The 14378-nt window shown below is 61.6% G+C and carries 14 protein-coding genes and 1 pseudogene; 11 read left to right on the top strand and 4 right to left on the bottom strand.

What is annotated here, in order from left to right:
* Nucleotides 1-51 precede the first annotated feature (51 nt).
* A complete protein-coding gene (gene glpX, locus BN1128_RS11265; protein WP_042868728.1) occupies nucleotides 52-1062 on the bottom strand; it encodes a class II fructose-bisphosphatase in 1011 nt (336 codons plus the stop codon).
* Between the two features lie 218 nt (nucleotides 1063-1280).
* On the opposite strand from glpX, the gene BN1128_RS11260 reads away from it, so the two are divergent.
* The 8 genes and pseudogenes from BN1128_RS11260 to BN1128_RS26510 all read left to right on the top strand — a co-directional run bounded on the left by BN1128_RS11260 (nucleotide 1281) and on the right by BN1128_RS26510 (nucleotide 9144).
* Nucleotides 1281-2345, top strand: coding sequence for a porin (locus tag BN1128_RS11260; protein WP_042868726.1), 1065 nt, complete (start codon nucleotides 1281-1283; stop codon nucleotides 2343-2345).
* A 134-nt stretch (nucleotides 2346-2479) separates the two neighbouring features.
* Nucleotides 2480-3394 (top strand): ABC transporter substrate-binding protein, encoded by a 915-nt coding sequence (locus BN1128_RS11255; RefSeq protein WP_042868724.1) that lies wholly within the window; start codon nucleotides 2480-2482, stop codon nucleotides 3392-3394.
* A 230-nt stretch (nucleotides 3395-3624) separates the two neighbouring features.
* Nucleotides 3625-5667 carry a TonB-dependent receptor gene (locus BN1128_RS11250; RefSeq protein WP_042868722.1) on the top strand — a complete coding sequence of 681 codons (2043 nt, stop codon included), beginning with the start codon at nucleotides 3625-3627 and terminating at the stop codon, nucleotides 5665-5667.
* A gap of 65 nt (nucleotides 5668-5732) precedes the next feature.
* Nucleotides 5733-6353 carry a PepSY-associated TM helix domain-containing protein gene (locus tag BN1128_RS11245; RefSeq protein ID WP_042868720.1) on the top strand — a complete coding sequence of 207 codons (621 nt, stop codon included), beginning with the start codon at nucleotides 5733-5735 and terminating at the stop codon, nucleotides 6351-6353.
* A 177-nt stretch (nucleotides 6354-6530) separates the two neighbouring features.
* Nucleotides 6531-7583, top strand: a complete 1053-nt coding sequence (locus BN1128_RS11240; RefSeq protein ID WP_042868718.1) for an acyltransferase — start codon at nucleotides 6531-6533, stop codon at nucleotides 7581-7583.
* Nucleotides 7584-7729: 146 nt separating this feature from the next.
* Nucleotides 7730-8302, top strand: a complete 573-nt coding sequence (locus tag BN1128_RS11235; protein WP_042868715.1) for a hypothetical protein — start codon at nucleotides 7730-7732, stop codon at nucleotides 8300-8302.
* Between the two features lie 126 nt (nucleotides 8303-8428).
* Complete coding sequence (locus tag BN1128_RS11230; RefSeq protein ID WP_042868713.1) at nucleotides 8429-8863, top strand: N-acetyltransferase; 435 nt, start codon at nucleotides 8429-8431, stop codon at nucleotides 8861-8863.
* 73 nt (nucleotides 8864-8936) lie between these two features.
* A pseudogene (locus BN1128_RS26510) lies at nucleotides 8937-9144 on the top strand (YdhR family protein).
* A gap of 23 nt (nucleotides 9145-9167) precedes the next feature.
* On the opposite strand, the gene BN1128_RS11220 reads toward BN1128_RS26510, so the two are convergent.
* Nucleotides 9168-9788: an outer membrane beta-barrel protein gene (locus BN1128_RS11220; protein ID WP_042868711.1), complete on the bottom strand. Its 621-nt coding sequence runs from the start codon at nucleotides 9786-9788 to the stop codon at nucleotides 9168-9170.
* Between the two features lie 248 nt (nucleotides 9789-10036).
* On the opposite strand from BN1128_RS11220, the gene BN1128_RS11215 reads away from it, so the two are divergent.
* Nucleotides 10037-10675, top strand: a complete 639-nt coding sequence (locus BN1128_RS11215) for an exopolysaccharide biosynthesis protein (protein ID WP_042868709.1) — start codon at nucleotides 10037-10039, stop codon at nucleotides 10673-10675.
* Nucleotides 10676-10741: 66 nt separating this feature from the next.
* Here BN1128_RS11215 and BN1128_RS11210 read toward each other — a convergent pair whose 3' ends face one another.
* Entirely contained in the window at nucleotides 10742-11758 is a 1017-nt protein-coding gene (locus BN1128_RS11210) for an amino acid permease (RefSeq protein WP_244464581.1), read from the bottom strand.
* A gap of 946 nt (nucleotides 11759-12704) precedes the next feature.
* On the opposite strand from BN1128_RS11210, the gene BN1128_RS11205 reads away from it, so the two are divergent.
* Both BN1128_RS11205 and BN1128_RS11200 read left to right on the top strand, forming a co-directional pair.
* Nucleotides 12705-13022 (top strand): DUF6968 family protein, encoded by a 318-nt coding sequence (locus BN1128_RS11205; RefSeq protein WP_042868704.1) that lies wholly within the window; start codon nucleotides 12705-12707, stop codon nucleotides 13020-13022.
* A 120-nt stretch (nucleotides 13023-13142) separates the two neighbouring features.
* Nucleotides 13143-13559, top strand: a complete 417-nt coding sequence (locus BN1128_RS11200) for a GNAT family N-acetyltransferase (RefSeq protein WP_042868702.1) — start codon at nucleotides 13143-13145, stop codon at nucleotides 13557-13559.
* A gap of 61 nt (nucleotides 13560-13620) precedes the next feature.
* Here BN1128_RS11200 and BN1128_RS11195 read toward each other — a convergent pair whose 3' ends face one another.
* Entirely contained in the window at nucleotides 13621-14202 is a 582-nt protein-coding gene (locus BN1128_RS11195; protein WP_042868700.1) for a hypothetical protein, read from the bottom strand.
* Nucleotides 14203-14378: the final 176 nt, after the last annotated feature.

Below are 14378 nucleotides of genomic sequence, written 5' to 3'. Positions count from 1 at the left end.
AAAGCCCGACGGCAACAGCCGTCGGGCTTTTTCAACAGCAGCGTCAGCGCATCACAGAATGATGTCGCGCACCACGCTGTCTTTGCGATCCAGGAAGTGAATCGACTTGATGCGACGAATGGTGCGTGACTTGCCACGGATCAGCAGGGTTTCCGTGGTCGCCATGACGCCATCGCTGGTGATGCCATCCAGCAGATCACCCTTGGTGATGCCGGTGGCCGAGAAGATGACGTTGTCATTCTTGGCCAGGTCTTCCAGCTTAAGCACCTTGTTCACGTCTATGCCGAGCGCCTCGCAGCGGGCAATTTCCTGTTCGCCCAACGCACGCACTTCCGGGCTGTCGCCCTTGACCTTGTGACGGGGCATCAGGCGAGCCTGCATGTCACCATCCAGCGCACGGATCACCGCCGCCGAGATCACCCCTTCCGGCGCGCCGCCGATGCCATACAGCATGTCGACTTCGCTGTCCGGCAGACAGGTGAGGATGGAGGCCGCCACGTCGCCATCGGGAATGGCAAACACCCGCACGCCCAGTCCCTGCATCTCCTTGATAGCCTTGTCGTGACGCGGCTTGGCCAGGGTGATCACGGTCAGGCGGGAGAGCGGCTTGCCCAGCGCCTTGGCCACGGCCTTGAGGTTCAGCTCGAGGGCCTGATCCAGGTCGATGGCACCCTTGGCCTTGGGACCCACGATCAGTTTTTCCATGTACATGTCGGGCGCCTTGAGGAAGGAGCCCTTGTCGCCGACGGCCAGCACGGCCAAGGCGTTGGCCTGGCCCATGGCGGTCATGCGAGTACCTTCGATCGGATCGACCGCGATATCCACGGCATCGCCCAGACCCGTGCCCACCTTCTCGCCTATGTAGAGCATGGGGGCTTCGTCAATTTCACCTTCGCCGATCACAATCTCACCATCGATCTGGATCTGATTAAGGATATGGCGCATGGCCGCTACGGCTGCCCCATCGGCGATATTCTTGTCACCACGTCCGAGCCACTTGTAGCCAGCCAGTGCAGCCGCTTCCGTCACTCGGGAAAACTCGATTGCCAGTTCACGTCTCATCGCATATCCAACCTTTGGAGCTCGAAAACGGGCGGCATTCTATCACAAGGGCAAACCTTTGCGCGCAAAAGTGGCGGATCGCCACACAAATCACGGCCCTTCACCAAACTGACATCAAATCGCCACTGACACGTCACTTGAGTGTCACCCCGCTGTCATCCCCCTCACCTAGCATGGCCCCGTCTTTAAAACAAAAGCTTGCAACACAAGGGATTAAGATGAAAAAGCTGACTGTAGTGGCACTGGCTCTCACCGCGGCCTTCCAGGCGCAAGCCGTTGAAGTTTACAAAAATGACACCACCACCCTGGATCTGTACGGCCGCATCTATGCCGGCCAGTTCTTCGGTGACAAGAAGGAAGGGGTCGACACTACCCATCCGAACGGCACTCAGGAGTACAGCGACAAGCAGGGTGCCAACCAGTTTGTCCGCTTCGGCGCCAAGGTGGATAGCCAGATCAACAGCAAACTGAAGGCGCTGGCCCAGTACGAAGTGCAGATGTACATCAACGACAGCGAGAAGACCATCAGCGAGAACTCCGACAACCTGCGCACCCGTCTGGCGTTCGCCGGTGTCGGTGCCGACTGGGGCAACATCACCTTCGGTCGCCAGAAAGGGGCCCCCGGCTTCCTGGCCGACTGGACTGATGTCTCCCTCTCCGATGGCTACGGCAACGACGCCCTCGGCGCCAAGACTGACACCTTCGCCACCAACCGCGCCGGTTCAGTGCTGAAATACTCGGGTCTGTTCAACGGCTTCCAGGTAGACACCAGCTACAAGTTCGATGGCGGTGACACCGAAGAGACCACCAGCAAGGACAGCGATGCTGCCTACGGCGCCGCCGTGGCCTACACCTTCCCGTTCAACCTGGCATTGGGTACCGCCTACAACGTGGGTATCCGCGACAAGAACGGGGAAGAGGATGCCAAGTTGTGGCTGCTCTCCGCCAAGTACGACAACAAGGCCGTCTATGCTGCCCTGAGCTATGCCGACGGTACCGACTTCCTGGCTACCGGCAAGGATCACACGGGCTGGGAAGGGGCGCTCGGTTACAACTTCGAGAACGGCTTCGGCCTGATGGCGCTGTGGAACAAGCAGAAGGTGGAGCAGGACGGCAAGAGCGATTACGACTCCATCGACTACTACACCCTGGGCGCCCAGTACAAGTTCAACAAGAACTTGCGCGTCATCGGCGATTACCGCATCAACAACCTGGACAGCAAGGAGAGCGGCAAGCTCAACGTCAAGGATGACTTCCAGCTGGCGGCCCGTTACGACTTTTAATCTCGGCTCTCAGCCAGAAACAGAGCGCGCCGGCTTATGCCGGCGCGTTTTTTTGTTGGCCCGTGAGGAGGAGCAGGCCAGCCGCCGTCCGGCTCATGATCTAGGCTCAACAGAACCACGAAGAGGAGATCATCATGCCGTTACGCCTGCTCATCTGCTGCTGCCTGCTGCTCGCTCTTCCCGCCCAGGCGCTGACCATCGCCATGGTGCTGTGGCGCGGCGAAACGGATGCCGAGCGCGGCTTTCGCGCCGAATTGATCCGGCTAGGCCATCAACCCACCTTCGTCACCTTCAATGCCAACCAGGACAGAACCGTCCTCGCCCCCCTGCTGCGCCAGCAGCTGCTGCCCTCCCTCGCCCGCTACGACTACATCTACAGCTTCGGGACCACGGCCACGGCCATGGTCAAGAGCCTGGTGGGCAATCGCAAGCCGTTGATTTTCAGTATTGTGTCCGATCCCGTAGGGGCCGGTTTCCTGTCAGATGACAAGGCGAAAAACCGGATGGTGGCCGGCACCAGCAACATGGTGCCGATGGCGCTCCAGCTCGCCAACGCCCGCCAGCACCTGCCCACCGACAAGGGGTTGCTGCTACCCTTCAACCCCCGCGAGCAGAACACTCTGCTGACCGGTGAACTGCTGCTGCGCGAAGCCAAGCGCTATCAATGGGATCTCACCACCTGGCGCATAGCGCCTGACAAGCGGCGACTGGCCAGCGAGCTCAAACGCCTGCAACAGGATGCCCGCCAGCGCATCGTCTTCCTCGCCGCCGACAGCTATCTGCTCTCCATCGCCCCCGAGCTGCTGGCCGCCCTCAACGAGGCAGGCATCCCCACCATCTGCAGCGCCGAGCTGTTTGTCGAGCACGGCTGTACCGTCGGTACCATCAGCAATTATCAGGCCCTCGGCCGGATGGCGGCCAACATCATCCACCGCAACCTGCTGGGCACGCCGTTGCAAGACATTCCGCTGCAGACGGATCCGGCCCCTCGGCTGGTGCTGGGCAAGCAGCTGACATCCACCGGCAAACAGGGCACCCAGAGCCGGTGACCACGCGGCCTCCCCCATGGGCCCCAAACCGCCCCTGGCACCCAGTGGCACGACCCTGCCGGCCGCTGCGTTCCATCCGATCCCCTTGCCAATGCTCATCACATCTTTATGTTGCAGAGCTAATGAAAATCAATATCATTAGCATCCTCTCACAGGAGAGAAACCAATAATTATAAATAAATCAATAAGTTCAGGCCATCAGGTCGCTTCCTCAAGAGTCAACTCGCAATATGTACACACCGAATCACCCACGCGCCCTGCTGGGCGTGGCTCTGCTGGCCCTGAGCGCCGGCGCCCGCGCCGAAGACGAGACCATGACGGTCGTCGGCAAACGCAGCCAGCATGAAGAGGTCGCCACCGCGACCCGCACCAACACCCCGGCCAAACTGGTGCCGCAGGCCATCGACAGCGTCAAGGCCAGCGAACTGACCGCCTTCGGCCAGCCCACCCTGAGCGAGGCCCTGACCGGCATCCCGGGCGTCAACGCCAGCGGCGACACCCGCTTCGATGGCGTCAACATCCGCGGCTTCAGCGCCAGCAACGACTTCTATCTCGACGGTTTTCGCGATGACATGCAGTACACCCGCGACCTTGGCAACATAGAAAGGGTCGAGGTGCTCAAGGGCCCGGCCGCCGTGCTCTACGGCCGTGGCAGCACGGGTGGCATCATCAACCGGGTCAGCAAGAAGCCGCAGAAGGGGCAGGAGTCCAGCGTCAGCGCCCTGGTCGGCAGCTTCGACAACCGGCGGCTGGCCGCCGACCTCAACGGCGAGGCGAGTGAACGGGTGCAGCTGCGCCTCAACCTGGCTCAGGAAGACAAGGACAGTTTCCGCGACGGCGTGACCAGCAAGCGCACCCTGCTGGCCCCCTCCGTCAACTGGGAGATCAGCGACAGGCTGAACTGGCTGGTGCAATACGAGCGCAACGAGCACGACCGCACCCCGGATCGCGGCATCCCCGGCGTCAATGGCCGCCCGGCCGACGTGCCGAAGGAATATGTCTACAGCGACACCCGCCGCGACTTTATCGACGACGTGGCGCAGTCCACCCGCTCCCGCCTCAGCTGGGACATCAACGATCAGTGGCAACTGCGCCAGCAGCTGGGCTACACCAGCCTCGACAGCCAGTTCGACAACACCTATGTCACCAGCGTCAAAGGGGATCAGGTGACCCGCTCCCGCTGGCAGCAGGATCTCAAGGCCAACAGCCTGATCAGCAACACGGAGGCCGAAGGCCAGTTGCAGACGGGCCCCATCGAGCACCGCCTGCTGGTCGGCTTCGAGCAGAACTGGCAGGAGCGCACCCCCAAGCTCTACCAGAACGCCAGCCCTATCCCGGCCGGCAACCTTTATGATCCGGGCTCACTGCCCACCTATGATGGCGCCATGAAGCTCTCCAGTGACGCCAACCACAAGGTGCGCGGCTACGGCCTCTATCTGCAGGATCAGCTCAGCCTGGGCGACTGGCATCTGCTGGGCGGCCTGCGCCGCGACGACTTCACCGTCACCAGCCGCCGCAACGACCTCAACAAAGAAGAGACCGTCTCGGTCACCAGCCTGAGCCCGCGGCTGGGGCTGGTGTGGAATCCGCTTGAGAAGCACGCCTTCTACACCTCCTACAGCAAGACCTTCACCCCGGTGGGCGGGGAGCTGATCGGCATCACTCCAGGTGACAAGAACAACAGTCTGGATCCCCAGCACACCCGGCTGTATGAGGGCGGCGTGAAGAGCGACTGGATGGATGGCAGGCTGGCGACCACCCTCTCCGTCTACCGGCTGGAGATGTACAACAAGCGCAGCAAGGATCCGCTGGATCCCACCAAGGTGATCCTCACCGGCCTGCAGCGCACCGAGGGCATAGAGCTGAGCGCCCGCGCCCAGCTGACCGACGAGCTCTACCTGCGCGGCGGCATCGCCATTCAGGATGCCGAGCAGGTCAAGGCGGATGCGGATCTGCAGGGCAAGCGGCCGATGAACGTCTCCCGCCAGAACGGCCAGCTGTTCGCCGGCTACCAGAGCGGCACGCAGGGCTGGTTCGGCGAGACCGGGGTCACGGCGGTGGGCGATCGCTTCGCCGACAACGCCAACACCACCACACTGCCCGGCTATGCCCGTTTCGATGCCCGCGCCGGCTACCGCTGGCAACAGTGGGAAACCCAGTTGAGCGTGGAGAACCTGACCGATCACAACTACTTCGTCAGCGCCACCAGCGCCTCCCAGATCATGCCGGGCACGCCCCGTCAGCTGAATCTGAGCGCCGCCTACCGCTTCTGATCCCACCCTCTTCCCTGATCTCTCTGGCCAGCCCTCGCTGGCCAGATTTTTATGAAGCGCAACCAATGAAACGCAGAAGACTCCCCCTTCACAACAACAAGTGGGTGCGCCGCATCCACGCCTGGGCCGGCTTTGCCACCCTCACCCTGATGCTGCTCTACGGCATCACCGGCCTGTGGCTGCAACACAGGGCCGTGTTGCCCATTCCCGGCCCCCACACCGACAAGTCGAGTGAGGAGATAGCCCTGACCGCGCCGCTGGCCAGCCCGGACGAGCTGAAAACCCTATTGCAACGGCACTATCCGGACAGTTTCGAGGAAGGCCGCGCCATGATCACCCCGGCGCAAACCTTGCCCACCCCGGCGGGTCCCCTCACACTGCCGGCCCGCTGGGAGATGCGCGGCGTCACCCTCAGCCAGAGCGTGGCCGCCAGCTATGTGGCGGGCACCCTGCTGGTGCGCACCGAGCGGCAGCAAGCCAACTTTGCCGCCAGCCTGAACCGGCTGCATCGCGGCATGGGTACAGGCCTCTCCTGGCAGCTGTTTGGCGATCTGGCGGCGCTGGCCATGTTGCTGCTGGCTCTCACCAGTTTGCTGATGTGGAACAAACTGCACGGCCCGGCCGGCAGGGGCATAGCCCTGCTGCTGACAGGCGCCGTCGCCACTGTGCTGATTGCCCTGCTCTAGCGCGTTTACCGACACCAAAACGGGATCCTGCGCCCACGGGCGGTAACCCAGGCCGCACCCGAGGTAACAAAAGGTAAGCGGGTGCCGATGGGGGTCACACTTGTCGGTGCCATGACTGGATGGGGGCCGCTTGCGGCTGTTAGGGTGCGGCCAGAATTCCTGGCGCCAAGAGGTATCATGCGCATCTCCAGCATAGAGTGCGGGCGAGTAGTGGCCATCATGGCCGTGATGACCATTCACCTCTCCCCCTTCAGCAATCCGTTCGATCCCGCCCTGTGGGACGGCACCCTCTACTTCTGGCTGGGGGGCGTCATCAACCAGCTGTGCCGTTTCGCGGTGCCACTCTTCTTCCTGTGCGCCGGCTACTTTCTGCAACCCGCCCTCGCCGCAGGCAACCCCATGGCGGTGGCGCTGCGCTACTGTCGCCCCCTGCTGGGGCTCTGGCTGGTGTGGAGCCTGCTCTATCTGCTGATCCCCTTCAACCCGCAGGCGGCACTGAACGATGGCTATCTGCCGGCCATGGCGAGCCAGTGGCAGATGCAGCTGGGGGATCCGCTCAACGCCTGGTGGGTGGGTGGCATGATCCATCTCTGGTTCCTGCCGGCCCTGATGCTGGCCGTCTTGCTGCAGGCACTGTGTCATCGAATTGGGCTGCCCCGGCTGGCGCTGGTGCTCGGCGTGCTGCTCTACCTGCTGGCCCTGCTCGGCGGCTCCTATGGCCAGCCGCTTCTGGGGGGCGAGTGGGCCCTGCTGACCCGCAACGGCCCCTTCTTCTCGCTGCTGTTCGTGGCGCTGGGCACCGAGCTGCGCTTTCGCGCCTGGCAGCCAGATGCCCGGCGCAGCGCCCTGCTGCTGATCGTGGGGATGGCACTCTACTCCCTGGAGGCCCGGGGCCTGCTGCACTGGGCCTCGGTGCCCCTCAGTCGCCACGACTTCCTGCTCGGCTCGCTGCTCTGGGGCCTGGGCCTGTTCGGCCTGGGCCTGTTCGGCCTGCTGCTGGCCAACCCGGGCTGGGGCCAAGGCAGCTGGCTGGAACGCCAGGCTCCCAAGGTGCTGGGTCTCTACTGCCTGCACATGATGCTGGTGGTGTGGCTGATGATCTTTGGCCCGCAGGGGCAGTTGCTCTGGTGGGAATTGCTGAAGGTACCGGCCTTGTTCGCCCTCTCCCTGCTCGCCTACCGGCTGCTGGCGGCAACACCGGCCAACCGCAGCTTGCTGCGCGCCCGCTGACGAGAGAGATGTGAGACGGAGGAAGAGGAGACGGGAGCAATGCCTATCCCTCCCCACTCGCGACTGAACGGCTGGTTCAATTTTTATTCATCACGGATAGATAAACTCCGGGTCTCCTTAAACGCGAACCCAGGAGTCATCATCCCATGACGTTGTTCACCAAAACGCTGTTCACCAAGAAATCCGGCATTGTTCTCGTTCTGCTCACCGCCAGCGGTTCTCTCAGCGCCGCCGAGATCGCCAACAACAACATCACAGAGGCCGAAATCAAGGCCGCGCAGGATGCCTGGGGCAAGGCCCTGATCCAGATCAGCGATGACTACCGCAGCGGTGGTATCGAGAAGGCCAAAACGACGGCCACTGCCGTGCTCGACGGCGCCTACGGCTACAACAACGGCCCGGTCCTGTTCAAGCCCACTCTGGCCGGGGGCGAACAGACCTTCCGCCTCAATCAGGAAGGGGCGCTGGCCTACTTCGTCGGCAACAATCAGGCCTATCCCGCCGACACCGGCTTCGCTCTCAAGAACTGGAAAAGTTACAACTACGACAACGCCGCCGTCTATATCAACGGCGACATGGCCCTCACCATGGGCAAGGTTCACCTGATAGACAGGGACAACAAGGAGACCACGGTCGACAAGACCTGGGGCTTCAAGAAGGGGGACGACGGCAAGGTGCGCATAGTGCTGCACCACTCCTCCCTCCCCTACGCCGGTTAAGCGGCAACAGGCGACCCGCAGGTCGCCTTTTTTGTTATGGGGGCGCCACTTTGGCCAGCCGCCGGGTGACGGCCAGGCTGGCGCTGTTACCATGCCCTTCTTGTGACGAATCCAGACGAGACACCTATGCAGATCCTCCCCTTCACCCCGGCCGACACCGAGGCCGTCCTCACCATCTGGCTGGAAGCCTCCCTGCAGGCCCACCACTTCATCGACCCGGCCTACTGGCACGCCAACCTGGCGCCGATGCGGGAGACCTACCTGCCCGCCGCCGACTCTTATGTGCTCTGGCAAGATGGCACTGCGCTGGGGTTTTATTCCCTGTATGAAGAGACCCTGGCCGCCATCTTTGTTACCCCAGCGCAGCAGGGACGCGGCTATGGCAAGGCCCTGCTGGCCCACGCCAAACGGCAACGGCCAGCGCTGCGCCTGCAGGTGTACCGGCAGAACCTGGCCAGCTGCGACTTCTATCTATCTCAGGGCTTTCAGATCGAGGATGAACAGCAGGATCCCCACACCGGCTGCGCCGAGTGGGTGATGGTCTGGTCGGCGCAAGACTAACGCCGTTCGATGGCGGCTGAGTGTGGCTCGCTCGCCGGGCCATCCCAGGCCCGCACCAAGAGGTCACTCGTGCATCTGCTGGAGCAGGGGCAGCAGCGCCGTGCCGCTGGCCGAGTCCATCAGCCGGGAGCCTGGCTTTACCTCCAAGATCTGAACCGAGCGCCCTCGCCTACGCGAAAATGCACGAGCAGCGGGTGCTCGCCATGGGCGCCAGCGCGGTGCAACACAAGCTGTTCGACGTCAACGAGTCCCTTAGCCGGATCACCCGCGGCATTGCCTGAGATGGCACGTCACAGGGCTGGTATCAAAACCTCAGGGTCAGGCCGATATTGGCCTGCCACTGGGTCACCAGCTCGCCGCGCACCTTGAACACGCAGTCATCCGGGTTGCAGAGGAACTGGCTGTTGTCGTTGACCAGGGTGCCGTAGCCGCGTACCTCGGCCCGCAGCGCCAGATGCTCGGTCAGGCGCGGCTGCACTCCGAGTGCCAGCGACATGGAAGGGGCCACCTCGCTGTCGTAGGCGGCGAAGCGCGTCGCCCCTATGCCGGCGCCTATGTAGGGAGCCATCAGGTTGTCCGACAGGGTGAGGGCTCCGGCGAAGTGCAGGGTATCCACCGTCAGCCGCTCCGACTGATCCGGGGAGAGGCGGGTGGATTGGTGGCTGTAGAGCAGCTCTATCATGCCGGGGTCATCCACCTCCTTGCTGATGAACAGGCCCCAGCTGCCGGAACTATCCCCCTGCAATGACTCCAGCTTGGTGGAGACAGGCGCGGGTTGCGGGTCATCGTTCGCCTCGAAGTCGATGGACGAGCTGTAGCCAAAAAACGGCGTCACCTGCCAGCCAAGTCCTGCCTCGCCGTCGGCGCTCCAGGCCTGCCCCAGCGGCAGCAAGAGCCCCATCATCATGATCCCTGCTCGTTTCATCACAGTTCCTCTGCTTGTGCACCAGTGCCCACCAAGCATATCAGAGCCCCCTGACCCCCATCCTAAACCAGGCCTGTATCAGCCCATTTTCGCCGGGAGGATCACACTCAGCTGCCGCTGACCATATCCCGCCACCACGCCACTCATCGCCGCCGCCGTTATTCATCAGGGATTAACCTCTGCCACGTATGCTGGCGCGCAACCGGCTCATGGTGAGCCGGTTCAACTCACCAGAAGGACATACGGGAATGGTTGCCGCGCAACTCAAAGACCCACAACACAAGCTCTCCGATACCCTGCGGGCGACCGCCCACGCCATCGAGGAGAGCCATATCAGCCTACGCCAGATGCTGGCCCTGGTGGGTGAGCAGGGCATGCTGCTGTTTTGCGTGCTGCTCACTGTGCCCTTCCTGCTGCCTGTTTCCATCCCGGGCGTCAGTACCCCGTTTGGCCTGCTGATCCTGTTTATCGGCATCGGCATCACCCTCAACCGGGTGCCCTGGCTGCCCGCCATCCTGATGGAGCGCCGCTTCGCCGCCGATCAGCTCAAGCCGACCCTGCACAAGGGCGCCGACCTGCTGGCCCGCATCGATCGCTTCATTCGCCCGCGCCTCCTGCTGCTGACCGGCAGCGGCACCATCAACCGCTGCAACGGCCTGCTGCTCATGCTGGCGGCTCTGCTGCTGATGCTGCCGCTCGGGGCCATTCCCTTCACCAATGCCATGCCCGCCTGGGCCATCTTGCTGCTGGCCATCGGCATGCTGCAGCGGGATGGCCTGTTCGTCGCCAGCGGCTACCTGCTGGTCAGTGCGACCCTGGTCTGGTTCAGCGCGCTGGCCATAGGCCTGCTGATGGCGGGGCAGAGCGTCTCGACCCTGCTGAGCTGACGGCGCAGGCATGAAAAAGGGGCGACCAAATGGTCGCCCCTGTTGTTTTGCGCCGTCTCTCGCTCGTCAGAGCAGATCGTAGATGAGGGCCGAGATGGCGAGCAGCCCCACCACCATCACGAACAGTGTGCTGGGCCCGCGATAGCGCGCGAGCGCCGGCAGGCGATAGATGGAGTAGGCCGGCAGCAGGAACAGGATCACTGCGATCAGGGGTCCGCTCACCTTCTCTATGATGTCCAGCACATTGGGGTTCAGATAGGTGATGATCCCGGTCACGACAAACAGGATGACGGATGAGACCCGGGCTATGGTGACCTCCCTGAGGGAGAGCCCCAGCCCCTGACAGGCGCCGCTCACCATGCTCACAGTTCCCTCGCTCACCCCCATGGAGGTGCCGAGGAAGGATTTGGACATGGCCAGAATGGCGATGAGCGGACCCACATAGGCGATCAGCGGATTGGAAAACTTGTTCGCCAGCGCCGACAGCACGGAAATATTGTCGGTGCGGGCCAGCGCCATTTCCGCCTGACTCAGGCTCATCACGCAGCTGATGACAAAAAACAGCACGCTGCCGCAGATCAGCAGACTGCTGCACTTGATGATGCGCTTGCTGCGCACGTCGGCGCTCACATGGCAGCGCTTCTTCTGGGCGGCAGTAAAGGAGGAGATGATGGGGGCATGGCTGAACGAGAAAACCATCACGGGCACTATCAGCCAGAGGGATTTCCAGAAGGCGGGATCGCGCCACTCCACCGCCTGACTCTCGGTGAAATAGGAGAGGCTCCACTGGGGCAGCAGATAAACGGAGATGCCGAGCAGGAAGGCGACCATCGGCAGCGCCAGCACGCTGATGGCCGACACCACCACCTGTTTGCCGGTCAGCAGGATCAGATGCAGACCCAGCATCACCGCCAGCACCAGCCAACCACGGCTCAGCACTGTGCCCCCCAACTGATGCACCATGAAGCTCTCGATGGCATTGGTGATGGAGATGCTGTAGACCAGAATGATGGGGTAGAAGGCCATCAGATAGACCAGCATCAGCAGCTTGCCCGCCTTGGCACCGAAGTGCTCCTCCACCACATGGGTAATATCCCCTTCCCGATGGGAGCTGGATAATACCAGGCGACTCAGCGCTCGGTGGGAATAATAAGAGAGTGGGAATGCCATCAATAATATAAACAGCAAAATAACCGGGGAATTACTGCCCACAGTAATAGGGAGAAAGAGTGTACCGGCACCGACTGCAGTGGCATATAAGCCCATGGTCCATACCGAATCACTTTTCTCCCATTTCAACTTTGAAGCTGGGTTCTTCTTTTCAGCAATAGCAATACTCATTGCGATATACACCTTATTTGTCTGTCATCTTTGTTATTTTATTAGCCCGTGTAATAGGCGGGTGATATGTCTGTGCACATCAACCAGATTGTAGAAAAAGCAAACCCGCCAGCGGTCAATAAGACAGCCAATATGAAACGGGAATGTCACGCTACCATCGTTGAAATCGCCATAAAGGTCAAGGTTAATAATTCATGACTGTTTGAATAGAATTGTTTCAAAAGACAATGAGATGTATCATTTTGGTCTCAATATGACCAGTTCATTCCCGGCTGATAACATAAGACAAAACCTCTGCCCGTTGTCCAACAACATGAATAAAATTAGCAATCAGGCCGATAATATTAACACCATCAAGCCGGGAATATCAGCGGAATCAGCGGGTCATAATGTCGGCTAATTGACTCGCTCGCCAATAGGCGGCATCGCCGGATATGGATACCGCCAGCCCCCTTCATTATTCTGTCGAGCCCCGCTCACCCGCCCCGTCAGAACCGGCCCCCGTGGATCCTGTGATCGGATAAGCCGATCCCGCTCACACTGCGTACCAGCCAGCCATTGTCTCCCCAGGCGGGTTCCATTAGGCTGGCCTTCCTGAGTCGGTCTTTGCTGTCTGTCCAGACTCACCATTTCATGCTCATCGCCTTGGCGAAACGGGATTGTGGGCAAGCAGAGAAAGGATATCCAGATGAAGAAGAGCATAGTGACCGCCAAGTTCGAGGCCGTGAGCATCGAAGGCGAGCAAGTGACCCTGAAAATTGCGATCAAGGCGCCGGAGCCGGATCCCAAATCCGCCAGTGGCGACTGGCGCTGCAAGGTAAAACTGGAGGGGCTGAGCGACAAGACCTTCATCTATGGTGTCGATGCCCTGCAGGCCCTGAGCCTGGCCCTGAAATTCGTCGAAAATGAGCTGCGAGCCTTCGCCGACGCCGGCTGGCAATTCTACCTGCCCGGTTGCCCCGATCAGCCCGTCGATATCGCCGCCTGCTATTTTCCAGAGATTTGAGGCCATGCCCGATGGCAAGGCGCTTGCCCAATCGTCGAAGCGGATAATCGGGAAAGAGAGGATCTCCGATTCGCCGGCCGCAATGCCGTTATTGATGGAAGCCCTTTATTTGGAGCCAATATGCGACTGACCCCACCCCTACCGCCGCAGGATGAGGAGCTCGATGCCCTGCGGATCGGCCTGTCTGGCTACAACACGGACAAGGCGGGCACACATCCGCGCGAGCGGATCGCCAGCTTTATCAAGGATGCACAAGGCAAGGTGCTCGGCGGCATAGTCGCCGATATCAAGTGGGGCTGGCTGCACGTGGACTGGCTCTGGATCGACGAGCGCATCCGCCAGGATGGCTGGGGCGCCCGCCTGCTCGGCGCCATGGAGCAATATGCCCGCGACCAGGGCATCACCCACTTTCATCTGGAAACCACCAGCTTCCAGGCGCTGCCCTTCTACCAGAAACAGGGCTACACCGTCTTTGGCGAACTGCCGGATATGCCGCCGGGGCATATCACCTATTTTCTGAAGAAGATGGGGCAGTAACAGTCGCAGTCATGGTAACAAGAGGGTTGAATGCAATGGCAATCAACCCTCCTTGACATGTTTAGTGGCTGGCGGAGCGGCTGCCGTTCCAGAGCAGCTCGCCACTGCGTAGCTCCATCAGGCTCATGGTGAGCCGATAGCGACTCCCCTCAGACACCAGATCCCCATAGAGCATGTAACCGGCCCCTGTCTGGCGGCCAAGCCGCACCAGGGATGCCGGGTTCATGCCCCCCTGCTGATACTCGAGCTGCCCCGTGATGGCGGCCACCTGACCGGGATCAACGAAGCGAAAACCGCTCTTGGACTGGATCCGCTTGCTCATGGCCGCCGCCATGGTGCGAGTATCGAGCTCGTCATTGGTGCCGTCTCGGGGCGGGGTGAGCAACAGCACGGCATTGCCGCTCTTCACCAGCTCCCGCACCTCGGGGGCCTGCACGAAGGCATCTGCCATGGAAAGCGCCAGCCCGGTTGGGGCCACCGGCTTGGGCAGGGGCGCCCCGGCATCCGGCTTGGTCACCGGTTTTTCTGGCTGAATCACAGGCTGGTCCGGTTCACTGACCGGGGCCTGGTTGCCGCCATAGGGATTGACCGCACAGCCGCCCAGCAGCAGGGCGCTCAGCATAAGCAGGTGACGCATCTTCATCTTGTTCTCTCCGCCAAAAGTCCGTAGGACGGACCTTGCCAAAAGCCCGTGGCGGAGCCCTTGCCCCGCATCTGCTCAATGCTAGAGACAAACCCGCCCCGGGTCGATACGCCAGATGACACGGGACGACAGAGCCTGGCCAACCCGCACCCGGCCGGTGCTGCACCACAAAAAGG

It is taken from the genome of Aeromonas piscicola, from assembly GCF_000820005.1.
In the GTDB taxonomy this organism is placed as follows: Bacteria; Pseudomonadota; Gammaproteobacteria; order Enterobacterales; family Aeromonadaceae; genus Aeromonas; species Aeromonas piscicola.
The sequence above is the reverse complement of the archived record's forward strand: the minus strand, read 5'-3'. Positions and strand labels throughout refer to the sequence as shown.